This is a genomic window from Klebsiella sp. P1927 (assembly GCF_018204675.1).
GTDB classification, from domain to species: Bacteria; Pseudomonadota; Gammaproteobacteria; order Enterobacterales; family Enterobacteriaceae; genus Klebsiella; species Klebsiella pneumoniae.
The window spans coordinates 2,589,123-2,614,985 of the sequence record NZ_CP073377.1 but is presented as its reverse complement, the minus strand read 5'-3'; the positions used below and the strand labels follow the sequence as shown (position 1 = coordinate 2,614,985).

General features: G+C 60.6%; 24 protein-coding genes. 12 read left to right on the top strand and 12 right to left on the bottom strand.

The window, feature by feature from the left end; all coding sequences use genetic code 11:
• The first annotated feature begins 18 nt into the window (after nt 1-18).
• The 5 genes from astA to KB892_RS13210 are packed head-to-tail and all read left to right on the top strand — an operon-like array spanning nt 19 to nt 6,306.
• Entirely contained in the window at nt 19-1,041 is a 1,023-nt protein-coding gene (gene astA / locus KB892_RS13230) for an arginine N-succinyltransferase (protein WP_004140076.1), read from the top strand.
• Nucleotides 1,032-2,498, top strand: coding sequence for a succinylglutamate-semialdehyde dehydrogenase (gene astD / locus KB892_RS13225; RefSeq protein WP_004151571.1), 1,467 nt, complete (start codon nt 1,032-1,034; stop codon nt 2,496-2,498). Before astA ends, astD begins: the two co-directional genes overlap by 10 nt.
• A 21-nt stretch (nt 2,499-2,519) precedes the next feature.
• A complete protein-coding gene (gene astB, locus KB892_RS13220) occupies nt 2,520-3,860 on the top strand; it encodes an N-succinylarginine dihydrolase (protein WP_002903055.1) in 1,341 nt (446 codons plus the stop codon).
• Nucleotides 3,861-3,870: 10 nt separating this feature from the next.
• On the top strand, nt 3,871-4,866 hold the full coding sequence (gene astE / locus KB892_RS13215; RefSeq protein WP_002903056.1) for a succinylglutamate desuccinylase: 996 nt from the start codon (nt 3,871-3,873) through the stop codon (nt 4,864-4,866).
• Nucleotides 4,867-4,875: 9 nt separating this feature from the next.
• On the top strand, nt 4,876-6,306 hold the full coding sequence (locus KB892_RS13210; protein WP_002903059.1) for an amino acid permease: 1,431 nt from the start codon (nt 4,876-4,878) through the stop codon (nt 6,304-6,306).
• A 204-nt stretch (nt 6,307-6,510) separates the two neighbouring features.
• Here the strand turns inward: KB892_RS13210 and KB892_RS13205 are convergent, their stop codons facing one another.
• Nucleotides 6,511-7,833, bottom strand: a complete 1,323-nt coding sequence (locus tag KB892_RS13205; protein WP_004151570.1) for an MFS transporter — start codon at nt 7,831-7,833, stop codon at nt 6,511-6,513.
• Between the two features lie 381 nt (nt 7,834-8,214).
• On the opposite strand from KB892_RS13205, the gene KB892_RS13200 reads away from it, so the two are divergent.
• Complete coding sequence (locus tag KB892_RS13200; protein WP_004151569.1) at nt 8,215-9,015, top strand: YdcF family protein; 801 nt, start codon at nt 8,215-8,217, stop codon at nt 9,013-9,015.
• A gap of 61 nt (nt 9,016-9,076) precedes the next feature.
• Here KB892_RS13200 and KB892_RS13195 read toward each other — a convergent pair whose 3' ends face one another.
• Nucleotides 9,077-9,214, bottom strand: coding sequence for a hypothetical protein (locus tag KB892_RS13195; RefSeq protein WP_004164881.1), 138 nt, complete (start codon nt 9,212-9,214; stop codon nt 9,077-9,079).
• Between KB892_RS13195 and aldA the strand changes: the two genes are divergently transcribed.
• The gene (aldA, locus tag KB892_RS13190; protein WP_004151568.1) at nt 9,213-10,652 is read left to right on the top strand and encodes an aldehyde dehydrogenase; all 1,440 of its coding nucleotides are present in this window, start codon (nt 9,213-9,215) and stop codon (nt 10,650-10,652) included. The genes KB892_RS13195 and aldA overlap by 2 nt on opposite strands.
• 48 nt (nt 10,653-10,700) lie before the next feature.
• On the opposite strand, the gene gap is transcribed toward aldA, so the two are convergent.
• Entirely contained in the window at nt 10,701-11,699 is a 999-nt protein-coding gene (gene gap, locus KB892_RS13185) for a type I glyceraldehyde-3-phosphate dehydrogenase (RefSeq protein ID WP_002903227.1), read from the bottom strand.
• A gap of 282 nt (nt 11,700-11,981) precedes the next feature.
• Between gap and KB892_RS13180 the strand changes: the two genes are divergently transcribed.
• On the top strand, nt 11,982-12,140 hold the full coding sequence (locus tag KB892_RS13180) for a YqaE/Pmp3 family membrane protein (RefSeq protein ID WP_002903230.1): 159 nt from the start codon (nt 11,982-11,984) through the stop codon (nt 12,138-12,140).
• Nucleotides 12,141-12,174: 34 nt separating this feature from the next.
• Here the strand turns inward: KB892_RS13180 and KB892_RS13175 are convergent, their stop codons facing one another.
• From KB892_RS13175 to KB892_RS13160, 4 genes are all read right to left on the bottom strand, one after another.
• The gene (locus KB892_RS13175; protein ID WP_002903231.1) at nt 12,175-12,567 is read right to left on the bottom strand and encodes a DUF1398 domain-containing protein; all 393 of its coding nucleotides are present in this window, start codon (nt 12,565-12,567) and stop codon (nt 12,175-12,177) included.
• Nucleotides 12,568-12,817: 250 nt separating this feature from the next.
• Entirely contained in the window at nt 12,818-13,051 is a 234-nt protein-coding gene (yedF, locus tag KB892_RS13170) for a sulfurtransferase-like selenium metabolism protein YedF (protein ID WP_002903233.1), read from the bottom strand.
• Nucleotides 13,048-14,256 carry a selenium metabolism membrane protein YedE/FdhT gene (yedE, locus tag KB892_RS13165; protein WP_002903234.1) on the bottom strand — a complete coding sequence of 403 codons (1,209 nt, stop codon included), beginning with the start codon at nt 14,254-14,256 and terminating at the stop codon, nt 13,048-13,050. The genes yedF and yedE overlap by 4 nt, the downstream gene beginning before the upstream one ends.
• 103 nt (nt 14,257-14,359) lie before the next feature.
• Nucleotides 14,360-14,713, bottom strand: coding sequence for a DUF1304 domain-containing protein (locus KB892_RS13160; protein WP_002903236.1), 354 nt, complete (start codon nt 14,711-14,713; stop codon nt 14,360-14,362).
• Nucleotides 14,714-14,949: 236 nt separating this feature from the next.
• Here KB892_RS13160 and KB892_RS13155 point away from each other — a divergent pair, with 236 nt between their 5' ends.
• Nucleotides 14,950-15,429, top strand: a complete 480-nt coding sequence (locus tag KB892_RS13155) for a hypothetical protein (RefSeq protein WP_004151567.1) — start codon at nt 14,950-14,952, stop codon at nt 15,427-15,429.
• 69 nt (nt 15,430-15,498) lie between these two features.
• Here KB892_RS13155 and ydfZ read toward each other — a convergent pair whose 3' ends face one another.
• Nucleotides 15,499-15,702: a putative selenium delivery protein YdfZ gene (ydfZ, locus tag KB892_RS13150; RefSeq protein ID WP_004151566.1), complete on the bottom strand. Its 204-nt coding sequence runs from the start codon at nt 15,700-15,702 to the stop codon at nt 15,499-15,501.
• Between the two features lie 311 nt (nt 15,703-16,013).
• Between ydfZ and KB892_RS13145 the strand changes: the two genes are divergently transcribed.
• Nucleotides 16,014-17,042, top strand: coding sequence for a CorA family divalent cation transporter (locus KB892_RS13145; protein WP_002903242.1), 1,029 nt, complete (start codon nt 16,014-16,016; stop codon nt 17,040-17,042).
• A gap of 13 nt (nt 17,043-17,055) precedes the next feature.
• Here the strand turns inward: KB892_RS13145 and KB892_RS13140 are convergent, their stop codons facing one another.
• Both KB892_RS13140 and malX read right to left on the bottom strand, forming a co-directional pair.
• Entirely contained in the window at nt 17,056-18,228 is a 1,173-nt protein-coding gene (locus KB892_RS13140) for a MalY/PatB family protein (RefSeq protein WP_002903243.1), read from the bottom strand.
• A 51-nt stretch (nt 18,229-18,279) separates the two neighbouring features.
• Nucleotides 18,280-19,872: a maltose/glucose-specific PTS transporter subunit IIBC gene (gene malX, locus KB892_RS13135; RefSeq protein ID WP_002903245.1), complete on the bottom strand. Its 1,593-nt coding sequence runs from the start codon at nt 19,870-19,872 to the stop codon at nt 18,280-18,282.
• Nucleotides 19,873-20,044: 172 nt separating this feature from the next.
• Between malX and KB892_RS13130 the strand changes: the two genes are divergently transcribed.
• Nucleotides 20,045-21,073, top strand: coding sequence for a Mal regulon transcriptional regulator MalI (locus KB892_RS13130; protein WP_004148253.1), 1,029 nt, complete (start codon nt 20,045-20,047; stop codon nt 21,071-21,073).
• A 39-nt stretch (nt 21,074-21,112) separates the two neighbouring features.
• Here KB892_RS13130 and KB892_RS13125 read toward each other — a convergent pair whose 3' ends face one another.
• Both KB892_RS13125 and manA read right to left on the bottom strand, forming a co-directional pair.
• On the bottom strand, nt 21,113-22,672 hold the full coding sequence (locus KB892_RS13125; RefSeq protein WP_004151565.1) for a YdgA family protein: 1,560 nt from the start codon (nt 22,670-22,672) through the stop codon (nt 21,113-21,115).
• An 86-nt stretch (nt 22,673-22,758) separates the two neighbouring features.
• A complete protein-coding gene (manA, locus tag KB892_RS13120; RefSeq protein WP_002903312.1) occupies nt 22,759-23,937 on the bottom strand; it encodes a mannose-6-phosphate isomerase in 1,179 nt (392 codons plus the stop codon).
• 201 nt (nt 23,938-24,138) lie between these two features.
• Here manA and fumA point away from each other — a divergent pair, with 201 nt between their 5' ends.
• Nucleotides 24,139-25,785 carry a class I fumarate hydratase FumA gene (gene fumA / locus KB892_RS13115; protein WP_002903313.1) on the top strand — a complete coding sequence of 549 codons (1,647 nt, stop codon included), beginning with the start codon at nt 24,139-24,141 and terminating at the stop codon, nt 25,783-25,785.
• Nucleotides 25,786-25,863 lie beyond the last annotated feature (78 nt).

Genomic DNA, 25,863 nt, shown 5'->3' with positions numbered 1-25,863 from the left:
CCGGGAGGACGGCCTGTGATGCTATTTCGTCCCGTACGGGAAAACGATCTCGACGACATCGTCCGCCTCGCCGCGCGGGCGGGGGTCGGCATGACCTCTTTACCGCATGACGTCGGGCGCCTGGCGGCCAGGATCCGGCGCAGTATCGAGACCTTCGCCGGCGAACTGCCGCGCAGCCAGCAGGGTTTCCTGTTTGTGCTGGAGGACACCGCGCTGGCGCGGGTGGTGGGGGTGAGCGCCATTGAGGTCGCAGTGGGCCTGGACGAGCCGTTTTACAATTTTCGCATTCAGAAAACGGTGCGCGCCTCGAAAGCGCTGGGAGTCTATAAGCCCCAGGAGCTGCTTAATCTCAGCTATGACCACACCGGGCATAGTGAGCTGTGTACGCTGTTTCTCGACCCGGCGTATCAGCGCAACCGCAATGGTCTGCTGCTCTCCAAGGCGCGCTTTTTATTTATCGCCGCCTTTCGCGAGTGGTTCTCCCCGCACCTGTTTGCCGAACTGCGCGGCTGCAGCGATGAGCAGGGACAGTCGCCGTTCTGGGATGCGCTGGGCCATCATTTCTTCGACATCCCGTTCGCCGATGCCGACCGGCTGACCGGCACCGGCATGAAAACCTTTATTGCCGAACTGATGCCGGCGTACCCGATCTATATCTCACTGCTGCCGGAAGCGGCCCGCGGGGTCATCGGTCAGGTGCATCCCAATACCGCCCCGGCGCGGGCGATCCTCGAGAAAGAGGGTTTCAGCTGGCGCGGCTCGGTGGATATTTTCGATGCCGGTCCGGTGCTGGAGGCGGACACCGATCAGATCCGCGCCGTGCGCGACAGCCAGCGCCTGCCTGTCCGGCAGCTGATGGGCGACCTGCCGGCGCCGACCCTCGTCGCCAACGGTCAATTCGACAACTTTCGGGCGCTGCTGGTGGCCCACGAAGAGCAGGTCTCGCTTGACAGCGCCGCGCTGGACGCGCTGCAGGTCAGTGAAACCGACCGCGTTTATACGGTAACCCTGAATCCAGAGGACAACAGATCATGGCGGTAAAAGCACAGTTTATAGCCGGGCAGTGGCTGCCAGGCAGCGGCGCAACGATGAGCAAACTGGCCCCGGAGGATCAGTCGCTGCTGTGGCAGGCGGCCAGCGCGGGGGCTGACGACGTCCAGGCGGCCTGCGCCGCGGCGCGCGCGGCGTTTTATCCCTGGTCGCACCGGCCGCTGGCCGAGCGTATTGACGTCGTACAGCGTTTTGCTGCGCTGCTGGAGACGCATAAAGAGGCGCTGGCGACCCTGATTTCCCGCGAGACCAGCAAGCCGCTGTGGGAGACCCGCACCGAAGTGCAGGCGATGATCGGCAAGGCCGCGATCTCCATCGAAGCCTATCACCAGCGGACGGGCTTTCATGAGTCGACGCTGCCGGACGGTAAAGCGCTGCTGCGCCACAAACCGCACGGCGTGATGGCGGTCTTTGGCCCCTACAACTTCCCGGGCCACCTGCCCAACGGACATATCATTCCGGCGCTGATCGCCGGGAACACCATTGTGTTTAAACCCAGCGAGCTGACGCCGGCTACCGCTGAAATGACCGTCCAGCTGTGGCAGCAGGCGGGCATCCCCGACGGGGCGATCAACCTGCTGCAGGGCGGAAAAGCCACCGGCCAGGCGCTGCTGGAAAATCGTGATATCGACGGCGTGCTGTTCACCGGCAGCGCGGCGGCCGGTTTCCACTTCCATCGCTACTTCGGCGGCCAGCCGGAGAAGATGCTGGCCCTCGAGATGGGCGGCAACAACGCACTGATCGTCGCCGACGCGGCCGATATCGATGCGGCGCTGCATGTGATTATCCAGTCGGCGTTTATCTCTGCCGGGCAGCGCTGCACCTGCGCGCGCCGGCTGATCGTGCCGCGCGGCGAGCAGGGGGATGCGCTGCTGCAGCGGCTGGTAGAGGCCAGCGCGCAGATCCGCGCCGGCAAGTGGGATGATCAGCCGGCGCCGTTTATGGGCGGGGTGATCTCTCTCGACGCTGCGCAGAACATGCTGGCGGCGCAGCAAAAACTGGAGGGGCTCGGCGGCAAGGTGCTGCTGCGCATGCGCCAGCCTGACCCGCGCTCCACGGTGCTGACCCCGGGGATCGTCGACGTCACCGGTATTGAGGTGCCGGATGAAGAGTACTTTGGCCCGCTGCTGACGATTATCCGTTACGACGGCTTCCCGGAGGCGATTCGCCTCGCCAATCAGACCCGCTATGGCCTGGCCGTCGGGCTGATCTCCAGCGATGCGGCGCAGTTTGATCAGCTGGCGGACGAGGCGCGAGCCGGGATCGTCAACTGGAACAAGCCGCTGACCGGCGCATCGAGTAAAGCGCCGTTTGGCGGGGTGGGCGCCTCCGGCAACCATCGCGCGGCAGCGTGGTATGCCGCCGATTACTGTGCCTGGCCGATGGCCTCTCTGGTCAGCGATACGCTGACGCTTCCGGCGACGGTATCGCCGGGCCTGCCATTCTGATAACGGATCCTGTGAGGACATATGTCTGGTTTTGAAGCAAACTTTGATGGCCTGGTCGGCCCGACGCACCACTACGCCGGACTCTCCGTCGGCAATGAAGCCTCGCAAAATAACCGCGATGGTCTCTCTAACCCTAAACAGGCGGCGCTGCAGGGGCTGTATAAAATGAAAGCCCTGGCCGATCGCGGCTTCGTGCAGGGCATTCTGCCGCCGCAGCCGCGGCCGAATCTGCGTCTGCTGCGTGAAGTGGGTTTCCAGGGCAGCGATGAGCAGGTTATCCGGCAGGCGGCCCACGCGGCGCCGCAGCTGCTCTCCGCCTTCAGCTCCGCCTCGTCGATGTGGACCGCCAACGCGGCGACCGTCTCACCGTCGGCGGACAGCGCCGATGGCAAAGTCCATTTCACCGTCGCCAACCTGAACAATAAGCTGCACCGTATGCATGAGGCGCCCACCACCTCGGCGATCCTTGGCGCCACGTTCGCCGATCCGCGCTACTTTGCCCACCATGCGGCGCTGCCGCAGCATGGCGACCTCGGCGATGAAGGGGCGGCCAACCATAACCGCTTCTGCCGGGAATATGACCGGCAGGGGGTGCAGTTTTTCGTCTATGGTCGACGCGCCAGCGGCGGTATCGCCCCGGTGAAGTATCCGGCGCGGCAGACCCTCGAGGCCAGCGAAGCGGTGGCCCGCCTGCATCAGCTGGATCCGCGCTACACGGTGTTTGCCCAGCAGGCGCCGCAGGCTATCGATCGCGGCGTGTTTCATAACGACGTCATTGCAGTCAGCAATCGCCATGTGCTGTTTCACCATCAGCAGGCGTTTGTCGATCAGGCGGCGGTGCTGACCACGCTGCGGGCTAAAAGCGACAGTCTGGATATCCCGTTCACCAGCGTGGAAGTGCCGGACGAGCGGGTTTCGCTCGACGACGCCGTAGCCTCTTACCTGTTCAACAGCCAGCTGCTGAGCAAACCAGACGGCAAGATGCTGATCGTGGTGCCGGAGGAGTGCCGCCAGCGGGAAAACGTCTGGCGCTATCTCAGCGATCTCGCCGCCGATAGCGCATCGCCGATCGATGAAGTGGCGGTCTTTGACCTGCGGGAAAGCATGCGCAACGGCGGCGGCCCGGCCTGTCTGCGGCTGCGGGTGGTGCTCAACGAGGCGGAGCGCCAGGCGGTCAACGCCCATAGCCTGATGAACGACGAACGTTATCAGCAGCTGACGGCATGGGTGGAAAAACACTATCGCGACCGGCTGCATGCCCGCGATCTGGCGGACCCGCAGCTGCTGCGCGAGGTTTATCAGGCGCTGGATGAGCTGACGCAGATCCTGCGCCTGGGCGCGGTCTATGATTTTCAGCGTTAAGGAGCGGCAGATGGAGCACCTGGTTAACGATTTACTGCACTGCCGCCTGCAGGCGTGGACCTTTCCGGCGGGCATCGAGGCCCGCTGGCTGGGCGAGGGCATTTTACAGCTGCTGCCGACGGCGCCGTGGCGCCAGGCGACGATCCTCTCCGCCGGCGTGCATGGCAATGAGACCGCGCCGATTGAACTGCTGCTGCAGCTAACCCACGATCTGAGCCAGGGGCGGCAGCCGCTCACGCAGGCGCTGCTGATCGTCTTTGGTAATCTGCCGGCGATCCGCGCCGCGCGCCGCTATCTGCATAACGACCTGAATCGCCTGTTCGGCGGCCGCCATCTGGCGGTCACCCCGGGAAATGAGTCGCGGCGGGCTTTTGCGCTGGAGCAGGCGGTGCAGGCTTTTTATCGCGCCGCCGATACGGCGGGGCCGGTCAACCGTGGTCATCTCGATATGCACACCGCCATTCGCGGATCGCTGTATCGCCAGTTTGCGCTGCTCCCGGCCCACGCCGGGGATTTTTCGCCCGATTTCTATCAGCTGCTGCAGGCCAGCGGGATGGACGCCGTCGTGCGCCATACCGAAGCGGGCGGCACCTTCACCCATTTCACCTGCGAAAAGTTCGCCGCGCAAAGCGCCACCCTGGAGCTGGGGAAAGTGATGCCGTTCGGCGCCAACGATCTCAGCCTGTTCGCCGCCGCCGACGCGGCGATCCGGGCCTGGATCGCTGACGCGCCGCTGCCGCCGCGCGACAAAGCGCCGGTGGACTACTTCCTGGTCGAGGAGAGCATCATCAAGCGCGAGGGGGAATTTACGCTTAATCTCGCGGCAGACGTTGAAAACTTCACCGCGCTCCCGGCAGGGTATGAGATCGCCCGCCAGGCAGAGAAACGTTGGGTGGTGCAGGCCCGGGCCCCCTATATCCTCTTTCCCAACGCCGGGGTCGCCACCGGCCAGCGCGCCGGGCTGTTGCTCCGCGCCGCTGCCCTTCGTCTCCCGCAACCAGCCTGAGGAAACACCATGACTGAACATCAACATCAGGCGTCACCTGCCGCCGGAGGTGAAGGCGCGTCACAGCTTAAGCGCGGGCTCAGCGCCCGCCATATCCAGATGATTGCCCTCGGGGGCGCCATCGGCACCGGGCTGTTTATGGGGGCGGGGCGCAACATCGCCGTCGCCGGCACCTCGATCCTGGTTATCTATGTGCTGGTCGGGTTCTTTACCTATATGGTGATGCGGGCGATGGGCGAGCTGCTGCTCACCCGCCATGACTACCGCTCGTTTGCCGACTTTGTCGGCGAGTATCTCGGGCCGCAGGCCAGCTTTTACCTCGGCTGGACCTACTGGCTAAGCTGGGTGGTGACCTGTATCGCCGACGTAGTGGTCTGCGGGAGCTATATGCAGTACTGGTTCCCGGAACTGTCGGCGTGGATGCCGGCCCTCAGCATGCTGGCGATTCTGTTCCTGCTTAACCTGCTGTCGGTGAAAATGTTCGGCGAGGCGGAGTTCTGGTTCGCCCTGATCAAGGTGATCACCATTATCGCCCTGATCGGCACCGGCGGCTGGATGATTGCCACCGGCTGGACCTCCCCGGACGGCGTGACGGCCTCCCTCAGCCATCTCACCGACCCGACGGCCTTTATGCCCCACGGCATCACCGGCTTTTTCGCCGGCTTCCAGATAGCGATCTTCTCCTTTACCGGCATTGAGCTGCTGGGCACCATGACGGCGGAGACCCGCGATCCGCAGCGCATTTTGCCCAAGGCGATCAATGCTCTGCCGCTGCGGATTATCATCTTCTATCTGCTGTCGATGGTGGTGATCATCGCTGTCGCCTCGTGGCCGGGGGTGTCGGCGGAGACCAGCCCCTTCGTGACGCTGTTCGCCAAGGCCGGGCTGCCTGCCGCCGCGGCGGTGATTAACTTTGTGGCGCTGACCTCGGCGATGTCCTCGGCCAACAGCGGGGTCTTCTCCAGCACCCGCATGCTGTACGGCCTGTCGGTGGAGAAGCATGCGCACTGGCAGTTTCGTATCCTGTCGCGCAGTACCCGCATTCCGGTGCGCAGCCTGCTGTTCTCCTGCTTCTGCATGCTGATCGGCACGCTGTTGCTGTTTCTGGTGCCGAACGTGATGACCCTGTTCACCATCGTCTCGACCCTGGCGGCGATTATGGTGGTGTTCAGCTGGGGGATGATCCTCGTGGCCTATCTGGTTTACCGCCGTCAGCGTCCGGACCTGCACGCCGGGTCGATCTTTAAGATGCCCGCCGGGGTGGTGATGAGCTGGGTGAGCCTGCTGTTCTTCGCGTTCGCTATCTTCATCATGATCTTTGACCCGGACACGCTGCTGGCGCTGTTGGCTTCTCCGCTGTGGTTTATCGCGCTGTGGGGCTTCTGGAAGCTGAAGCAGCGGCGCGAGGGGCAGCTTCAGCTGGACAACCAGAGCGCCTGACACCCGCCGGTCCTGGCGGCCGGCTAAGCAGGGGGGAAGACTTGACGCCTGTTTGTGCCCGGTGGCGGCTGGCGCCTTACCGGGCCCATGCTTACCGGACCTGGGATAAGCGGTTTCCCCCGCGGCGCGATCCCCCCAGGCCCGCGCAAGCGCAGCGCCGCCGGGCGGGATAGTCGGCGCCGTAGTAGCCCTGGCGGGCGGCGGTCAGGCGCTTTCCGCCCGGGAGGGGGCCGTGCCCAGCGCGGACTTCATCCGGCTGGCGCAGAATATCGCCAGCAGCGAAATCGCCACCGTAACGCCCAGATAAATGGCCACCGGCCGCCAGTCACCGTCATATTTCGCCAGCAGACCGGTGGCGATAAGCGGCGCGGTGCCCCCGGCCAGCGCGGCGCCCAGCTGGTAGCCGAGGGTGATCCCGGTATAGCGCACATTGGCGCTGAAAATCTCAGAGCACAGGGTGCCGAGCACCGCGGTTACCGGCGCCCACAGGATGCCGAAGGCAACGATCGTCGCCAGCATGATGCCCCAGCCGGTGCCGGTGTCGAGCAGCAGGAACCACGGGACGATAAACAGCCCCAGCAGCACCACGCTCAGGGTGTACATCTTTTGCCGACCCACCTTGTCTGACAGCAGCCCCATCAGCGGGATCATCACGGTGGCCACCAGCGCGCCCAGGGTCACGGATTCCAGCGCCTGCGACTTCTGATAGCTCAGGGTGGTGGTGGCGTAGCTGACCACAAAGGTGGAGAAGATATAGAAGGGGGCGGTCTCCACCACTTTCAGGCCGGCGGCGATCAGCACTTCCCGCCAGTGGTGCTTGAGCGTATCGCGCAGCGGGGCCTTCGCCACCTGGCCGGATTTTTTCACCTGCTTAAAGGCGGGCGTTTCGTCGATATCTTTGCGGATCCACAGGCCGAGAAAAACGAGGACGGAGCTGAGCAGGAACGGTATGCGCCAGCCCCAGGCGAGAAACTGCGCCTCATCGAACAGCGTCATCAGCGAGACGATAAATGTTGCCATCAACATGCCGATGGTCACCCCGGCCTGGGGAATGCTGCCGAAAAAGCCTTTCCGCTTTTCCGGCGCGTATTCATAGGCCAGCAGCGCGCCGCCCCATTCGCCGCCGATACCCATGCCCTGAATAATGCGCAGAGTAATCAGCAGGGCCGGCGCCCAGAGGCCCACCATCTCGTAGGTGGGCAGCAGGCCGATCGCCACCGTTGCGCTGCCCATCAGCGACAGGGTCAGCACCAGCGTCTTCTTGCGGCCGATGCGATCGCCGATATGGGCGAAAATCACGCCGCCGATGGGGCGGATAAAAAACGTCAGCGAGAAGGAGAGCCAGGAGAGGATCAGGCCGATAACCGGGTCGACCATCGGAAAGAAGATTTTGTTGAACACCAGCGCGGCGGCGGTGCCATAGAGAAAATAATCGAACCATTCGATGGCGCTGCCTGTCAGGCTCGCGATCAGTACCTTCTTGTTTTTCTGCAGAATGGATGCAGTGTTGTCTTGTGGATTGCTCATTACGAAACGTTCTCCCGCCACGGTAAATAGGTCAGGTGTCACTCTGTGTAAACAGGGTGCAACCTGGTGTGAAAAAGGTTGTGTAATTGTTAAGCAACTTAGGGTTGAAGGTTACAATTGGCAAGTTCATCGCTGGCAAACTGGGCGACATGGCGAGGTTTGGCGTGGTGTAACCGCGACGCTATTTTTTATTTTCCACCTGATTTTGCTGTTTTTTGTTATTTTCATAGTGAGTTGTTCAGGTGCAACCCGCCTGTTTTTAGATGTTTCTTGTTATTTCAAAATGGTTACAAATTAACGCCGCTTTGCCTCCCGCGAGGCGGCGTTTATGATGGCGAAAGCATCCTCTCCGATCGGCTGAGAGGGAATTAAGGAGACAGAATGGCAGAACAATTTCCCCGGCTGTCGGCGGCGACGCTGGCGGCGGCTAACCAGGTCGGCGCCTGGCTGGCGCAGGACGATCTGGCGATGCTACCCGCGCTGCCGCAGGTGGACGTGGTGGTGCTGGCCGGCAACGCCGTGATCCCGACCATCGACGCCGCCTGCCGGCTGGCGGCGGAACGGGAAGTCCCGCTGCTGATCAGCGGCGGCGTGGGACATTCTACGAACTATCTCTACGAGGCGGTGCGCCAGGATACCCGTTACCGTATGTTGCCGGTGGTGGGGCGTCCGGAAGCGCATGTTCTGGCCGATATTGCTCATGACTACTGGCAAATTCCGCGCTCGCGGCTGGTGGTGGAGGACCAGTCGACCAACTGCGGCGAGAACGCCCGTTTTACCCGGACCACGCTGGAGAACGGGGGGATCCCTCATCGTCGCGGGATCGTCATTCAGGACCCCACCATGCAGCGGCGAACCATGGCCACCTTCGCCCGCGTCTGGCAGGGGGTGACGACGCCGCCACAGTGGCTGAGCTTTCCCGGCTGCTCGCCGGTGCTGGAGCAGACCGATGGTCAACTGGGGTTCGCGGGCGGCGGGGCGGGGCTGTGGCCGGTCGCCCGCTACCTGGCGCTGCTGCTGGGCGAGCTGCCGCGCCTGCAGGATACGCCTGAAGGATACGGTCCGCGGGGGAAAGACTTCATCAGCCACGTCACCTTCCCGCCGGAGATCATCGATGCCTGGCGACAGCTGCGGGAGGACGCCCAGCTTGCCGGGGCGCTGCAGGCCCGCACCCTCGGCTGAAAACTGCCCGTTTGCGGCAGATTTATCGCAAACGGGCAATTTGTGTTATTGGAATGTAACCTCAAGCGGGCATTTTTGGCCCGGTTTTATGAATCAGCTCACAGAACAGCGTCAATGTGCTGCCGAACAGCGGCTTATCCGCCCGATATTTAACAAAAAAATCACCTGTTAAATACAAATGCACCACAGGAGCAGCCATGACAGCACCCGTTCAACACCCGATGTATATTGATGGCCAGTTCGTTTCCGGTCGCGGCGACGGCTGGATCGACGTGCTTAACCCGGCGACCGAAGCGCTGCTGTCGCGGATCCCGGACGGGACTGCCGAAGAGGCGCGGCTGGCGATTGACGCCGCCGAGCGCGCCCAGCCCGGCTGGGAAGCGCTGCCGGCCATTGAGCGTGCGGGCTGGCTGCGCAAAATTGCCGCCGGTATCCGCCAGCGTGCCGACGAGATCGCCGGGCTGATTGTCGCTGAAGGCGGCAAGATCCAGCAGCTGGCGGCGGTGGAGGTTGCGTTCACCGCGGACTATCTCGACTATATGGCAGAATGGGCGCGCCGTTACGAAGGTGAGATCGTGCAGAGCGATCGCCCGGGGGAGAATATCCTTGTCTTTAAACGCGCGCTGGGGGTGACCACCGGGATCCTGCCGTGGAACTTCCCGTTCTTTCTTATCGCCCGCAAGCTGGCGCCGGCTCTCATCACTGGAAATACCATTGTCATTAAGCCCAGCGAATTTACGCCCAATAATGCCATCGCCTTTGCCGAGATTGTCCATCAGGTTGGGTTGCCGAAAGGGGTCTTTAACCTTGTGCTTGGCCGCGGAGAAACCGTTGGCCAGGAGCTGGCCGGCAATCCGAAGGTGGCGATGGTCAGCATGACCGGCAGCGTGGCGGCGGGAGAAAAAATTATGGCCGCTGCGGCGAAAAATATCACCAAAGTGTGCCTCGAGCTCGGCGGCAAAGCGCCTGCCATTGTGATGGACGATGCGGATCTGGAGCTGGCGGTGAAAGCGGTGGTGGACTCGCGGGTGATTAACACCGGGCAGGTGTGTAACTGCGTCGAGCGGGTCTATGTTCAGCAGGGCATTTACGACCGCTTCGTCAACCGCCTCGGCGAGGCGATGAAGGCCGTGCAGTTTGGCGACCCGGCGACGCGGGATGACATCGCGATGGGGCCGCTGATCAACGCGGCGGCGCGGGACCAGGTGGCGGGCAAAGTGGCGAAGGCGGTGGCGCAGGGGGCGCGGGTGGCGCTGGGCGGTCAGCCGCTGGAGGGCAAAGGCTATTTTTATCCGCCGACCCTGCTGCTGGATGTACGTCAGGAGATGGACATTATCCATGAGGAAACCTTCGGTCCGGTGCTGCCGGTGGTGGCCTTTTCGACCCTCGATGAGGCGCTGGCGATGGCCAATGACAGCGATTATGGCCTGACCTCCTCAATCTATACCCGCGATCTGAACGTGGCGATGAAAGCGATTAAGGGACTGAAGTTTGGCGAAACCTACATCAACCGTGAGAACTTTGAGGCGATGCAGGGGTTCCACGCCGGCTGGCGTAAGTCGGGGATCGGCGGGGCAGATGGCCGCCACGGCCTGAATGAGTACCTGCAGACCCAGGTGGTCTATCTGCAGGCCTGAGGCACTCCACACAGAACCGGCGGACAGCGCAGGCTGTCCGCCGTTCACTTAGCGGGCAAATTTCTCCAGCACGCGGATCAGTTGGGTGACAAAGCCGTATTCGTTATCGTACCAGGCGACGGTTTTCACCAGCTGTACGCCGCCGGCCTCCACAATCTCCAGCTGGGTAGCATCGTAGATCGAACCGAAATGGCTGCCGATGATATCGGAAGAGACGATCTCCTCTTCGGTGTAACCAAAGGATTCATTGCCCTCAGCCGCCTGCCTCATCGCCTGATTGACCTCATCCGCAGTCACCTTTTTCTCCAGCACCGATACCAGCTCCGTCACTGAGCCGGTTTTGGTCGGTACGCGCTGGGCATGGCCTTTCAGCTTACCGCTCAGGGCAGGGATCACCAGGCCAATGGCTTTTGCCGCGCCGGTAGTGTGCGGGATAACGTTTTCCGCCGCCGCCCTGGAGGCGCGCAGATCTTTTCCGCGCGGCCCGTCCACCAGCGACTGGGTGCCGGTATAGGCGTGGATGGTGGTCATGGTGCCTACGGTGATGCCGAAGGCATCCTGCAGAACTTTGGCCATCGGCGCCAGGCAGTTGGTGGTGCAGGAGGCCACGGAGATGATGGTGTCATCCGGGGTCAGGGTGTCATCGTTGACGTTGTAGACGATGGTTTTCATCTCGCCGGCGGGGGCGGAAATCAGCACTTTGCGCGCGCCGGCCTGGAGATGGGCTTGCGATTTCTCGGCCGAGGTGTAGAACCCGGTACACTCCACAATCACCTCGGCGCCTGCCGCCTGCCATGGAATATGCTGCGCCTCTTTTTCGGCATACACCGTAATGGTTTTGCCGTTGACGATCAGCGCATCTTCGGTAAAGTCGACGCTCCACGGGAAGGGGCCGTAGTTTGAATCATGCTTCAACAGGTAGGCCAGCACCTTTGGCGAAGTGAGGTCGTTGATAGCCACCACTTCCAGGCTGCTGTCGACTTCTAATAAACGACGTAACACCAGACGTCCGATACGACCAAATCCATTAATCCCAAGTTTACTCATGGATATTCTCCGGTTGGTAAAACGACTCGATGTGATGAAACTCCTCCAGGCTTAGCCCTGTCCCCCTGATTGGTCAACTGACAATCTGTGCGCTATGCCAGGGCCTGCGGGCCGGAGAGGGGAAAAGTGAATGTTTTCCCGGTCTTTTTTGCCCGTGACGGCAGGGAATGATTTTTGTTACCAGAGATGAGGGGGCTGCCTGCTGGCGAAACGACGAAAAGCGTCTATGCTTAACTATTGAATAGCTTAGTAAAAAATTGACGTTAGACGAAGGGAGAGGTTATGGGATTCTGGAGAATCGTTTTCACTATCATTCTGCCGCCGCTGGGTGTGCTGCTGGGAAAAGGCTTCGGCTGGGCGTTTATTCTCAATATCATTTTGACCCTGCTGGGCTATATTCCTGGCCTGATCCACGCCTTTTGGGTGCAGACCCGCGATTAAAGGCTGACCCTCGCCGCCTCCCCCTGAGACCGGTTCAGGGGGGCATCAGGCACTCTTTATATAACAGCGTATTATCCTTCGACCAGTAGTGCCGGGTCTCCTCTTCCAGATCGACGATCCACTTAAACACCCCGGCGCTGGCGAGATCCCGGCAGTACTGTTCAAAGTTAATGGCCCGGGCAAAGTGGCGGATAACGGCGGCCCTGGTCAGACAATGGCTGGCCTCAGCGCGAACGCGCAGCAGCCCGCGGGCGCTTTTTACCGAGACCACCTCGTCGTTTGCCATTACGAAATTCATATTGCCGGTGGAAACAAAATAGATGTAGTAGGAGACCTTATGCCGACGCAGTTCATTGGCGAAGGTGGCATAGTCGGCGTCAGAACGCGCTTGCTCAAAAAAATGACCCAGCCTGACCAGCAGTTCCATTTCGATCCTTATCGTGTCGCTGTGTGCGGCTTTGGCCGATAGCGGCAGAAACCATTCACTAAATAACTTATTCGCATTTTAATAATATAGGTGCGTTATATTAATGGTTATTGCGTAACTGGAACACGGTTTCAAGTGTTACAATCTATTGCAATCGTTTGGCTACCTGGTCAGCGATGCGTAAGCGAACGGCGAGGCGGGAACGAGGAGACAAGCGCCGGCGGGGAAGGCCGCCGGCGGGAAAACGGCGCTACTTCTGAATCAAATAGCGAATGGTTGGGCCATCCTGTTGAATATCCAGCACCGTGTAGCCGTGGTTCCTTGCATCAAGCGGAATGTTATTGATCGACTGCGGACAGTCGCTGACCACTTCTAGGATCTCGCCTTTTTGCAGGGAAGGCATTGCCTCCAGGGTAGCGACCGCCGGATACGGGCAGGGTTCGCCGACCATATCCAGGCGATAATCAGGGATGATGTTTTTCATGCGCTCTCCTTCACGGTCCGGACCGCCGCCTGGCGGCGGAAAAAATGTCTCTCCCAGGCGATCACCAGCAGCAGGGCGATCAGCAGCAGTAGATAGGTGGCCAGTAGTCCGCCAAAGGGACCGAAGGCGTTCAGCAGGTTGACTTTCTGCCAGTGGGTGGCGAGGGGGGCGGCGATATCGTCCCAGCACCAGGCGAGCAGCGTTGAGCCGATGACGTTGCCCAGCCCAACCCACCAGTAGTGAACCTGGCCCTCCACCGCCCGGTACATCCAGCCGGTCTCACAGCCGCCGGCCAGCACGATGCCAAAGCCAAATAGTAGCCCGCCAATCGCCGCATTAGGACCGGCCCACATAATTTTCGGCGCCATCCCCAATTGCACATAGCTGAAGATACCGATGGCGCTCGCCGCCATGCCGAAGATAATCGCCTTCGCCATCACCGTCCGGCCGGTGATCCACATATCGCGAAAGGCGGAGGTAAAGCAGATCTGCGCGCGCTCGATAAGCAGACCAAAGCCAATACCGAACAGCATCGCCAGGCCCAGCGCCGGGTGGTCTGCGGCGGTAAGCAGGCCCCAGCCGATCATGGCGAAAAAGACCACCATCCCCAGGCGGAAGCGGCGGCGCGCCTGCTGCGGTTTTTGGGTTAACGGCGAGGCGGCGGACACTTTTTGCATTTTTACCGGGATGCGAAAAAGGGGCAGCAGCGTGAAGCGGGCGCCAAACCAGGAGCCGATGGCGGTGGCGATGGCAAACAGCCAGGCGTGCAGGGAGAACTGCGGAATGCCGGTGAAGAAGGCCGCCAGGTTGCAGCCCATCGCCAGCCGTGCGCCGAACCCGGCGATGATGCCGCCCGCCACGGCCTGCGCAATGCGGATCCGGCTGCGTGGCAAGCGCAGTTTGACGTTATTCGCCCACAGCGCGGCGGCCAGGCAGCCGCCGAACATGCCGATGATCATCCTGCCATCGATGCGGGTCAGCGGCGACCCTTCGAGATGTATCAGCTGGTAATAGCCCCACTGTTCGCTGTGGACGCCCAGCAGCTGCAGCAGCTGACCACCCCAGCGGGTGAATTCGCCGGTCACCGCCCAGAAGGTGCCGGTGATGCCAAAATAGTAGGTAGAGAGAATGCCCGCGGCAATGACCGCCGGGACAGGAGACCAGAACCGGATAAGCCAGGCCTGTTTGAAGGATTGCCATGTCATAAAAATGCCTCTGAACTCAGAAGGTATTAACGGTCGATGACCGACCAAAGGGGGCAAATAGTACCCGCCTTAGCGCCTGCTTTCTCTGTTTTGGATCAAGCCCCTACGCTTGCGTCAGCACGGCAACCAGCGCCAGCAGCGCGGGCAGCGCCTGAATATAGAGAATTTTGCGGCTGGCGGTCAGCGCGCCGAAAATCCCGGCGGCCAGCACGCAGGCCAGGAAAAAGATAACCACCTGCACACCCGGCGCCCCCAGCCACAGCCCCCATGCCAGGCCGGCGGCCAGAAAGCCGTTATACAAGCCCTGGTTGGCCGCCAGCACCCGGGTCTGCCGGGCGAAATCGGCGCTGAGGTTAAAGGCCCGGCGCCCGGCGGGGGCTTCCCAGAGAAACATCTCCAGCACCAGGATGGCGAGATGAATAATAGCGACCAGCGCAACGAGGAGAGTGGCTAACACAGCGGTCCTTAACGATTAGGGGAATGTTTCTCAAGTATAACCGCAGGCGCTCACCAGGCGAGAGGACGACTGCTATAGTGCAGATAGCGTCATATTTTCCCGCCGCGAAGAGCGTCGGTTTATCTGATTGCCCCTTGGTTTAGCTAAGCGGTGCTAGCATGCCGGGTTCTTTTTACGGGTATGGCATAGGTTACTGAATGGTAAATAAATTATGGATTTTGTTATCAGGGCTACTAATGGTTGCCATGCCGTCGGCGCAGGCCGGGGAATTAAGCCTCTACTCGATGAATACCGGTTCCTATGTCTATCATATGACGGGTAACCACGGACAATATAACGAACATTTCAATAACAACTTTTTCTCGGTGGAGCGCAAGTTTTCTCAGGATTCAAAATACAGCGTGCTGGTCGGAACGATGAAAAACAGCTTTGACGATCGTTGCCTGACCCTCGGCGTGCGCCGCGACTGGCTGAAAAACGATACCGGCTGGGTACTGAAAGGGGTGTATGCCTATACCGGGGAATTTTTCTTTGATGCCTTCAGCCACTGTGGGGATTCCGGCACCTACCGCACCGCCAAAAAAATCACCGGCATCGGTTTTTCGCCCTACCTCTATCATGGCCTGCAATATAATTTCACCGATTATTTCGGTGTGGAAGGCGGCATTATTGTGCCGGCGATCTTTGTGATGAGTGTTCAGTGGAGCTTTCGCTAGACGCTTTATTTCCCGGGAAAAGAGCAGGCCACCACAGGTGGCCTGATACTAACGACCTGGCGGCGGGAATTAATGGAAGCCGAGACGGATCAGATCCAACGGGCAGAAGCGGCCCTCGCAGCCGTCGATTTCAACGCAGTCCGCCCGGCGCAACTGCTCAGCGGTTTTCCCCTCGCCATGGATAGCTTTAATCACGCCCGTCGTCCCGTTACCGGCGATCATTACCATGCTGCCGGTAGCAATAGCGTTACGATTACGGTCATAGGTTTTCATGGTCTCCTCCTCAATAAACCTGGGTGAAAGCAATGATTAAGCGCGCAAATTAATACCGCTTTCTGCCTAAAAAAGTTTTGAGGATAATCAAATTTATTTTAATAACCACCTGAGCATAAAGGCAAGAAGACCTTCTGTTCGCTTCCATCGCATCGCCTGCGCGGCGAGGGGATGAAGCGTGATACTGGCCGTCATATGTCAGCCAGGTTACTGTTTTATGACCAGATTATTAACCTTGCCAGCCCGCGGAAAATAGCGAAAGATGGCACTATTCGGGCATCAACGGTGCCAGTGCCTGTCCTGAGGGAGCCATGAATCAAGACGTCACCGCGAAGATGTTAAAGCCCGATTTTGATAGTGAAGTTTCCGGCCTGGTGCATGGCTATTTGTTTCATGAACAGCGCCCCCCGCAGCCGATCGCCTCTGGCGAGGTCTGCGCCCGCTATCAGGCGCTCGCCGATGACAAGGCGTTTATCTGGTTACACCTGAATCTTAATCATGCCACCGCCGAGAAATGGTTAACCAGCCACTTTCCGGTGGCCGATTTTTTCTTCGAGGAGATCCGCAGCGGCTCGCACACCACCCGCATTGAGCGACAGGGGGAAAATCTGTTCGCTGTGCTTAACGATGTGCTGTTTCGTCCGCAGGATACCAGCGCGGAAACCGCCACGCTGTGGCTCTACTGTAGCCCCAGGCTGGTGGTGACGGCGCGCTTCAAACCGTTGCGGTTTATCGAATGGATGCTGCCGCGCTTGCAGACGCTCAGGGTGAACACGTCTACTGAGCTGCTGGCCTTTCTGCTGGAGGAGCAGGAGGAGGTGCTGGAGCAGGTCGTCCGCCAGGCCAGCCGCCATGTTGACCTTATTGAAGAGCGTCTTCTGAGCAATCACGTGCAGCGCAACCGGGCCGATCTGGCGCGGCTACGGCGGATGCTTTTACGCTTCCAGCGGTTGCTGGCGCCGGAGCCGGCGGCGATGTTCCGGCTGCTTAACCGGCCGCCGGCGTGGATGGATCGCGCGGTGGTGCAGGCGTTTCGTCAGTTCACCGAAGAGTTTAGCGTGGTGCTTAACGATCTGTCGGGCCTGATCGAGCGCATCAGTCTGCTGCAGGAGGAGATTGGCGCCCGCCAGCTGGAGCAGAGCAATCGCACCCTCTATACCCTGACGGTGATCACCGTCCTCGCGCTGCCGATTAACATCGTCGCCGGTTTCTTCGGCATGAACGTCGGTGGGATCCCGCTGGCAAGCAACCACCACGGGTTTATCCTGCTGGTGGTGATTGTCGCTGTCTTTACCCTCGGCGCCGGTTACCTGGCGTTTCGCCGGCGCGATGACCTGTAGATTGCGCGTCGAATCAGCTGAGGCTGCGCAGGGCGGCAATCAGTCCTTCGACACCGCGTTCCAGCTTCTCGCGCGGGCAGCCGACGTTGAGACGCAGAAAGCCGTTGCCCTCAGGACCATAGGTATAACCCGGCATAATCGCCACCTTCTGTTCGGCGATCAGCGCCTGCTGTAGCGCGCGATCGTCAACGTTGAGCGGGCGCAGGTCGATCCATGCCAGGTAGGTGGCCTCCGGCGGCTGCCAGCAGAGCGCGGGGAAGGCGTTGTTGAGCGTGTCGGCGACATAGCGCATATTCGCCTGCAGGTAGTCGCGCAGGGCATCGAGCCAGGGAGCCCCGTCGCGGTAGGCGGCGATATGGGCGACCAGCGCCGGCACGGAAGGGGAAGAGAGCCCGTCGCGACCCTTTAGCGCCTGCAGGTAGCTGTCGCGCTCGTTCTCTTCGGGCATAAAGCCGTAGGCCCCGGTAAAGGCCGGAATATTGAAGCTCTTCGAACCGGAGGTGAACAGCGCCCATGGTCCCTGAGCGACCTCGCTCCACGGGATATGGCGGTGTTCGCCCCAGGTCATGTCCATATGAATTTCGTCGCTAATCACCCTGACGCCATGTTTTTGACACAGGGCCGCCATGGTCTCCAGCTCCTCGCGACGCCAGACTTTCCCCGTTGGGTTGTGCGGGCTGCACAGCAGCAGCAGGGTATTCTTTGGCTCCGCCAGCGCCGCCTCCAGGCGGTCCATATCGCAGCGCCACCGATTATCCTTCAGGATCAATGGCACCGGGGCAATCCGCCGCCGGTTAGCGGTGATGGTGTTATAGAACGCATCGTAGGCAGGGGTGTGGACCACGACGCCGTCGCCTTCTTTCGACCACTGGCGGATGGTTTCCGCCACCATATAGATAACCGAGGGTCCGTAGACCACAGATTGCGGATCGATGTCGCTGTTAAAGCGGCTGGCGTACCAGTGGGCAATCGCCCCGAGAAACGCCTCGTTGCGCCAGCGGCTGTAGCCGAACACCCCGTGGGCCAGCCGCTGGCTAACGGCGTCGAGAATACAGGGCGCGGTGGCGAAATCCATATCGGAAATAGTGAACGGCAGCAGATCGGCGGCGCCAAACCGGTCGGCGACATAGTCCCATTGCGTGCACCAGGTGCCGTGGCGATCGATAGGGGTGGCAAAATCAAACATTGGAGCTTCCTTAGCGAGCGCCCCCTCCGTAGCGGAGGGGGACTAGTGGGATCAGGCCTGCACGGTATTCATCAGCGTGGCCATCTCATCTTTTACCGACTGTACCTGCGGGCCAATAACCACCTGCAGATTATGCTGGTTGAGCTGTACCACCCCGATGGCGCGATGGGCTTTCAGCGCGGCGGCGTCCACTTTGCTCATATCGTGCACCGACAGGCGCAGACGGGTAATGCAGTTATCCAGCGAAACAATGTTCTCTGCGCCGCCGAGCGCCGCCAGAATCGCCGGTACGTTATACCCGGATTTGCCGATGGTACCGGCGACGGCTTTCTCCACGCTGGCGGCAGTGTCGATGTCGCGGCCCGGCGTTTTCAGATTGAAGCGGGTGATGGCGAAGCGGAAGATGGCATAGTAGACCGCGAACCAGATAGCCGCCACCACCGGCACCAGATACCACTTGGTGGCCAGGCCATGCAGAATGCCAAACACCACGAAGTCGATGATATTGCCGTCGGTGTTGCCGATGGTTACCCCGAGCACCGCCATGATGGTAAAGCCGAGACCGGTCAGCAGCGCGTGGATGACATACAGGACCGGCGCGACAAACAAGAACAAGAACTCCAGCGGCTCGGTGGTGCCGCCGACCACGCAGGCGATGACCCCGGAGATCAGCAGGCCTTTAATTTTATGTCGGTTTTCCGGACGGGCGCAGTGGTACATCGCCAGCGCGGCTCCCGGCAGGCCGCCGAGGAATGCCGGCATTTTACCCTGCGACAGGAAACGGGTGGCGCTTTCGGCGAAGCCGTGGGTCGTCGGACAGCTCAGCTGCGCCTGGAAGATGGTCAGCGCGCCGCTGACGCTGTGGCCGCAGACGTCGAGGGTGCCGCCGGCTTCGGTAAAGCGGATCAGCGCCACCAGAATATGGTGCAGGCCAAACGGCAGCAGCAGTCGCTCGCCGGTGCCGAAGATCATCGGCCCAAAATCCCCGGCGCTGTTGATCATCTTCCCGAGGGCGTTGATCCCCATGGCGAAGACTGGCCACACCAGCGGGATCGCCAGCCCGACCAGCCCCAGCACCACGGTGGTGACGATCGGCACGAAGCGGGTGCCGCCGAAGAAGGCCAGGGCGTCCGGCAGGCGAATGTTATGGAAGCGTTCATGCAGCAGCCAGACGATAATTCCGGCGATCACCGCCCCGAGGATCCCGGTATCGATTGACGGAATGCCGATAATGTTCTGGATATTGTTGGCCTTCAGGATCGCGGCGTCGGTGGTGGGCAGAATACCCTTCGCGGTCAGCCAGAAGTTGACCGCCAGGTTCATGACCGCGTAGCCAACGAAGCCGGCGAAGGCGGCGACGCCTTTGTTCTCTCGCGCCAGACCCAGCGGGATGGCGATACAGAACATGACCGGCAGGAAGCTGAAGGCAAAGGAGCCGACCTTGCTCATCCAGATAAAGATGGCCTGCAGCAGCGGCATATCCAGCCACGGCAGCAGAGTCAAAACGTCGTGACTGCTTAGCGAGCTGCCGATCCCCAACATGATCCCGCAAAACGAGAGCAACGCTACGGGCAGCATGAAGGTTTTTCCCAGCTGCTGGAAAAATTCCCATAAGGTGATTTTTGGTGCTGTTTTCGCCGTCATAGCACGGTTCCTGATTCATAAGTGGTCGGGAGAACTAACGCCACGGCAAGATAAAACGTTTTATCACTTTTTAGTGCGATAAAAATCACATATTCAAGCGATAATAAGGTTTATAAAGATCGCACAATGATAAAACGATTTATCGACAGGCAAGGGAGTCAGCCAGCAGGTTATGGCAATCGCAAAAAAGATCACCATCAATGATGTGGCGCTGGCTGCCGGCGTCTCCGTGAGCACCGTTTCGCTGGTGCTGAGCGGCAAAGGGCGCATCTCCAGCGCCACCGGCGAGCGGGTTAATCAGGCTATCGAACAGCTGGGATTTGTGCGCAATCGTCAGGCGGCCTCGCTGCGCGGTGGGCAGAGCGGCGTGATTGGCCTTATCGTCAGCGACCTGTCAAAACCGTTTTATGCTGAATTAACCGCCGGCCTCACCGATGCCCTGGAGAGGCAGGGGAAAATGGTATTTCTCACCCAGGGAGGCCGCAGCGGCGAAAAGATGGCCCAGCGGTTTGATACGCTGGCGGCGCAGGGGGTGGACGGGGTGATTATCGCCGGGGCGATCGACCGCGGGAGCGAGCTGCGCGAGCGTGCGGCGGAGGCGGGGGTGCCGCTGGTGTTTGCTTCCCGCGCCAGCTATCTTGACGATGTCGACCTGATCCGCCCGGACAACATGCAGGCGGCGCAGCTGGTGACGGAGCATCTTATCCGCCGCGGCCATCAGCGGATCGCCTGGCTCGGCGGGCAGAGTGCTTCGCTGACGCGCGCCGAGCGGGTCGGCGGCTATTGCGCCACCTTGCTGAAATACGGCCTGCCGTTTCACAGCGAATGGGTGCTGGAGTGCGAGTCCAGTCAGAAGCAGGCGGCGGAGGCGATGACCGGCCTGCTGCGCCAGAATCCGACCATCACCGCGGTGCTGTGCTACAACAACGTGGTAGCCACCGGCGCGTGGTTCGGTCTGTTACGGGCTGGAAGACAGAGCGGGGAAGATGGCGTCGAGAGCTACTTTGAGCAGCGGGTGGCGCTGGCGGCGTTTGCCGACGTGCCGGAGGCCGCCCTCGACGACCTGCCTCTCACCTGGGTGACCACCCCGGCGCGGGAGATGGGGAAAAGCCTGGCGGATTCGATGCTGCGGCGGCTGGAAGAGGGGACTGGCGAGACGCGAAACCAGATTATGCCCCCGCGGCTGGTGACGCGAAAATGAGGGAGACGGCGCGCGCTGGCCGTCTCCTGTACCGATAAGTTACGGCTGCGGGGCGGCGTCGTCCTGCTGAGGAGCGGCGTCATCCTGCTGCGGCTGGCCTTCCTGCGGCGCGCTGTCCGGCAGCGAAGGCGCTTCCAGACCAAACATCGCGGCAAAATCTTGCAGCGGCATTTTCTGTCCGTTCAGCGTCACCTGGCCGTTCGCGTACTGCAGACTGCTGCTGATGGCGTTATCTTCCATGGTGGTAATGCGGAACATCTGGCCCATCGCCGCCAGGCCTTTGACCTGCTGATCGGCAAGCTTGGCGGCATCGGCCGGCTGATAGCCTTCCAGACCGGCGATCTTAGTCATAAACTCCGTCGCCATATCCACCGGGATCACCACTTTGCCGTCCAGGGACTGCACCACGCGATCCAGGCTTTCCGCCAGGGTCTGCGGCGGAGCGGTCACCTGGGCCGGATCTTTCAACAGAACCGAGAGGTTGAGGGTGCTTTCGCCTTTGGCATTGCGCCAGCTCAGCGGAGAGATGGTCACCGACGGGTTGCCTTTGAGCAGGATCGGCAGCGCATTGAACAGCGTTTCGGTGAGGGCCTGCTGATACAGCTCCGGATTCTGCGCCAGCTCCGGTTTCGCCAGCAGCGCCTGAGACTGCGCGCTGTACTGCTGACTGAACTGGTGCCACGCCTGACCGTCGACGTTATCCACTTTCAGTGTGAGTTTGCCGCTGCCCATATCCTGCCCCTGCAGCTTGAGGCTGTTGACGGTGTAGTTCACCTGGCTGTTCACGCCTTTGCCGTCCTGGGTCAGCGTCGAGCCGCCGTCCAGCGCCATGCCGTCGATCAGCGCCAGCTCTTTGCCTTCGACGCTGATGGCCAGTTTATCGAGGGTCATTTTTTGCTGGCCGATACGTTCGTTGAAGCTGGCCAGCTCGGTGGCGCCGTCGGTGGTCAGGTTGACGAAGCGCAGCTGTACCTTCTGATTATATTCATTGAGCGCATCGATCTGCCCGCTGCCGGCCTGGCCCTTCAGGCTGATGTTTTTGCCGTCGCGGTCGGCGTCGAGCTGGAACTGACCGCCGCTGAAGGTGACTTTCTCATCGCCTTTAGCGTAGTCGAGGGCGTTAAGGACGATAGCCGACTGGCTGTCGCCGCTGTAGGCAATGCGCGTATCGACGGTAAAGGGGGTGTCGCCTTTGGCTATCTCGAACAGCGCCTGGCTGGCGTCGTTTTTCACCAGCGTGGTGTGGACGGAAGCCATTGCCGGCGCCAGATTAAAGGCTTTTAACGAGGCCAGCGGGAAGGGGCCATGATCGACCACTTCGTCAAGCACCACGCTCTGACCGGCGGCCAGCCAGCCGTTAGCCTGACCGGCGATCGGCTTCACCACCAGCTGCAGATGGCTGCTGAACAGCCCGCGCTGGTAGTCCTGATAGCTCAGCTCCAGACCTGACTCCGGCGCGCTGCTGCGCAGCTGGGCGTTTGCCTGCTGCACCATATCGGCGATCCGGCCTTCCAGCTGTTTACCGGTGAACCAGGCGCCGCCTGTCCATACCACGCCCAGCGCCACGATGACTCCTGCTGCGACCAGCGATTTTTTCATAGCATTTATCCATAAATGAAGCCAGGCGGAGAGACCGCCTGGCTGAGTTATCACCAACAGTAAGCGCGACCTGAAGGGTCAGTCGCTTACTGGAGCTTATTGAAAACGCGCGCCACGCGGCCGCGGCCGCTGACCTGCACCGGCGATTCACTGGCGGCCACGAAGGCCGACTCGCCCGGCTTGAGGGTCAGGCTCTGGTCGCCTTTGCGCAGTACGGCTTCGCCGTCGACGCAGAACACGATCGCCGCGCTTGCCTGGGCCAGATCGCTGGCCTCGGCGGAGAGGTCATGCAGGGAGAAGGCAAAATCTTCCACCGGGATCGGGAAGTCGAGTTCCGCGCCGTGACGCTGCGGCTGGGTCAACAGCTCACCCGCCGGTTTAGCCTCGAACTTGACGTTAGCAACCAGCTCAGGAATATCAATGTATTTCGGCGTCAGGCCGGCGCGCAGTACGTTATCCGAGTTGGCCATCACCTCCAGCGCCACCCCCTGCAGATAGGCGTGCGGCGTTTCAGCAAACAGGAACATCGCTTCGCCTGGGTTCAGCTTCACCACGTTCAGCAGCAGCGGGGAGAAGAGGCCGCTGTCGTCCGGATAGAATTCCGCGATCAGGCGGATAGTCTGCCACGGTTCGCCTTGTTCACGGGCCAGTACGTCGCGCAGCACCTGCAGCGCCTTGGCCTTTTCCTCACCCTGCATATTTAGCAGGCTGGCAAACAGCTGGCTCAGGTGAGTCGCGTCCGGCTGCTGCAGGAAGGCGCCGATTGCCGGATGCGCGCTAGCCACCGGCTGCAGCAGGGTGACAATCTCGCTGAACTCGCGAAATGCATTCATCGCCAGGAACGGCGTCAGGGCAAAAACCAGCTCCGGTTTGTGGTTCGGATCTTTGTAGTTACGCTCGGCGGCGGAGAGCGGGATACCGGCGGCGTTCTCGCGGGCGAAACCTTCTTCCGAGGCCTGCTTGTTGGGATGCACCTGAATTGAGAGCGGCTGAGCGGCGCACAGTACCTTAAACAGGAACGGCAGTTCACCAAAGCGGGCGGCAACCTTGTCGCCGAGCAGAGCGGCTTTATCCGCGTCAATCACCTCGCGCAGCGAACGCGGCTGGCCGTCGGCCGCCAGGATCTGCGAACTGCTCTTCGGATGCGCCCCCATCCACAGCTCTGCCATCGGCAGATTGTCCGGGTTGGCGATGCCATAGAGTTCGGTTAAGGCGGTGTGGCTTCCCCATGCATAGTTCTGCACGGCGTTAATCAGCTTTTGCATTCTCAATCCCTGTTTCAAACAAAGTAAATTTTATCGCCCTATTAAACCAGCAAACGGTGGAGAAGCAACTGCTGAAAGAAAAAGTCGTCCTTGTCTCAGTTTTTGTTAAAAAATTGTGTAAGATTGTTCGACTCGCTTTTCTACAGGCACATGGAGTCCCTGCCTGAAACATAATCAGCCAAAGCAGTAAGTGAGAGTACAATGTCGAATAAACCGTTTGTTTACCAGGATCCTTTTCCGCTCAAAAAGGATGACACCGAGTATTATCTCCTCAGCAGTGATTACGTCTCCGTCGCCGAATTCGCCGGCCAGGAAGTGCTAAAAGTTGACCCTCAGGCGCTGACCCTTCTGGCGCAGCATGCTTTCCACGACGCCTCCTTTATGCTTCGCCCTGCGCATCAGCAGCAGGTGGCGGATATCCTTAACGATCCGGAAGCCAGCGAAAACGATAAATACGTCGCGCTGCAGTTCCTGCGCAACTCGGATATCGCCGCCAAAGGTATTCTGCCTACCTGCCAGGACACCGGCACCGCGATCATCATGGGTAAAAAAGGCCAGCGCGTGTGGACCGGCGGCGGCGATGAAGCCGCCCTGGCGCAGGGGGTGTACAACACCTATATCCAGGACAACCTGCGCTACTCGCAGAACGCGCCGCTGGATATGTATAAAGAGGTTAACACTGGCACCAACCTGCCGGCGCAGATCGATCTCTATGCTACCGATGGCGATGAGTACAAATTCCTCTGCATCGCCAAGGGCGGCGGCTCGGCGAACAAAACCTATCTGTACCAGGAAACCAAAGCGCTGATCACCCCGGCGAAGCTGAAAAATTACCTCGTCGAGAAGATGCGCACCCTCGGTACTGCCGCCTGTCCACCGTACCATATCGCCTTCGTGATCGGCGGTACCTCGGCGGAAGCGACGCTGAAGACCGTGAAGCTGGCGTCCACCAAATACTACGATGGCCTGCCGACCGAAGGTAACGAGCACGGCCAGGCGTTCCGCGACGTGCAGCTGGAGCAGGAGCTGCTGCTGGAGGCGCAGAACCTTGGTCTCGGCGCGCAGTTCGGCGGGAAATACTTTGCCCACGATATCCGCGTGATCCGTCTGCCGCGTCACGGCGCTTCCTGCCCGGTAGGGATGGGGGTTTCCTGTTCCGCCGACCGCAACATCAAAGCCAAGATTAACCGCGACGGCATCTGGATCGAGAAGCTGGAGAGCAACCCGGGGAAATATATCCCTGAGCATCTGCGCCAGGCCGGGGAAGGCGAAGCGGTGAAGGTAAATCTTAACCAGCCGATGAGCGAGATCCTGGCGCAGCTGTCGCAATATCCGGTGTCCACCCGCCTGTCGCTGAGCGGGACTATCATCGTCGCCCGCGATATCGCCCACGCTAAGCTGAAGGAGCTTATCGACAACGGCGAGGCGCTGCCGCAGTACGTCAAAGATCACCCGATCTACTACGCAGGTCCGGCCAAGACGCCGGACGGTTACGCCTCCGGCTCTCTGGGGCCGACCACCGCAGGCCGCATGGACTCTTACGTTGATCTGCTGCAGTCCCATGGGGCGAGCAAGATCATGCTGGCGAAAGGCAACCGCAGCCAGCAGGTCACCGACGCCTGCCACAAACACGGCGGCTTCTACCTCGGCAGCATCGGCGGCCCGGCGGCAGTGCTGGCCCAGCAGAGCATCAAGAGCCTCGAGTGCGTGGCCTATCCGGAGCTGGGTATGGAGGCTATCTGGAAAATTGAAGTGGAGGATTTCCCGGCCTTTATCCTCGTTGATGATAAAGGCAATGACTTCTTCCAGCAGATCCAGACCTCGCAGTGCGCCCGCTGCGTGAAGTAACCCACGCCGCCCTTCGGGGCGGCGCTGGTCGATGACAAACCTGATTTCGTTAGGGTGAGCGCCTTTCTGCCGGGCGGC

What these genes read in the sequence shown, in the direction of transcription:
- KB892_RS13195 (WP_004164881.1), bottom strand. Translation starts at nt 9,214, where the DNA reads ATGGCTGCTCCTGTGGTGCATTTGTATTTAACAGGTGATTTTTTTGTT.
- KB892_RS13125 (WP_004151565.1), bottom strand. Translation starts at nt 22,672, where the DNA reads ATGAAAAAATCGCTGGTCGCAGCAGGAGTCATCGTGGCGCTGGGCGTG.
- KB892_RS13175 (WP_002903231.1), bottom strand. Translation starts at nt 12,567, where the DNA reads ATGGAACTGCTGGTCAGGCTGGGTCATTTTTTTGAGCAAGCGCGTTCT.
- manA (WP_002903312.1), bottom strand. Translation starts at nt 23,937, where the DNA reads ATGCAAAAGCTGATTAACGCCGTGCAGAACTATGCATGGGGAAGCCAC.
- ydfZ (WP_004151566.1), bottom strand. Translation starts at nt 15,702, where the DNA reads ATGAAAACCTATGACCGTAATCGTAACGCTATTGCTACCGGCAGCATG.
- fumA (WP_002903313.1), top strand. Translation starts at nt 24,139, where the DNA reads ATGTCGAATAAACCGTTTGTTTACCAGGATCCTTTTCCGCTCAAAAAG.
- astD (WP_004151571.1), top strand. Translation starts at nt 1,032, where the DNA reads ATGGCGGTAAAAGCACAGTTTATAGCCGGGCAGTGGCTGCCAGGCAGC.
- astA (WP_004140076.1), top strand. Translation starts at nt 19, where the DNA reads ATGCTATTTCGTCCCGTACGGGAAAACGATCTCGACGACATCGTCCGC.
- KB892_RS13130 (WP_004148253.1), top strand. Translation starts at nt 20,045, where the DNA reads ATGGCAATCGCAAAAAAGATCACCATCAATGATGTGGCGCTGGCTGCC.
- yedF (WP_002903233.1), bottom strand. Translation starts at nt 13,051, where the DNA reads ATGAAAAACATCATCCCTGATTATCGCCTGGATATGGTCGGCGAACCC.
- KB892_RS13210 (WP_002903059.1), top strand. Translation starts at nt 4,876, where the DNA reads ATGACTGAACATCAACATCAGGCGTCACCTGCCGCCGGAGGTGAAGGC.
- yedE (WP_002903234.1), bottom strand. Translation starts at nt 14,256, where the DNA reads ATGACATGGCAATCCTTCAAACAGGCCTGGCTTATCCGGTTCTGGTCT.
- astE (WP_002903056.1), top strand. Translation starts at nt 3,871, where the DNA reads ATGGAGCACCTGGTTAACGATTTACTGCACTGCCGCCTGCAGGCGTGG.
- malX (WP_002903245.1), bottom strand. Translation starts at nt 19,872, where the DNA reads ATGACGGCGAAAACAGCACCAAAAATCACCTTATGGGAATTTTTCCAG.
- KB892_RS13200 (WP_004151569.1), top strand. Translation starts at nt 8,215, where the DNA reads ATGGCAGAACAATTTCCCCGGCTGTCGGCGGCGACGCTGGCGGCGGCT.
- aldA (WP_004151568.1), top strand. Translation starts at nt 9,213, where the DNA reads ATGACAGCACCCGTTCAACACCCGATGTATATTGATGGCCAGTTCGTT.
- astB (WP_002903055.1), top strand. Translation starts at nt 2,520, where the DNA reads ATGTCTGGTTTTGAAGCAAACTTTGATGGCCTGGTCGGCCCGACGCAC.
- KB892_RS13205 (WP_004151570.1), bottom strand. Translation starts at nt 7,833, where the DNA reads ATGAGCAATCCACAAGACAACACTGCATCCATTCTGCAGAAAAACAAG.
- gap (WP_002903227.1), bottom strand. Translation starts at nt 11,699, where the DNA reads ATGAGTAAACTTGGGATTAATGGATTTGGTCGTATCGGACGTCTGGTG.
- KB892_RS13145 (WP_002903242.1), top strand. Translation starts at nt 16,014, where the DNA reads ATGAATCAAGACGTCACCGCGAAGATGTTAAAGCCCGATTTTGATAGT.
- KB892_RS13140 (WP_002903243.1), bottom strand. Translation starts at nt 18,228, where the DNA reads ATGTTTGATTTTGCCACCCCTATCGATCGCCACGGCACCTGGTGCACG.
- KB892_RS13155 (WP_004151567.1), top strand. Translation starts at nt 14,950, where the DNA reads ATGGTTGCCATGCCGTCGGCGCAGGCCGGGGAATTAAGCCTCTACTCG.
- KB892_RS13180 (WP_002903230.1), top strand. Translation starts at nt 11,982, where the DNA reads ATGGGATTCTGGAGAATCGTTTTCACTATCATTCTGCCGCCGCTGGGT.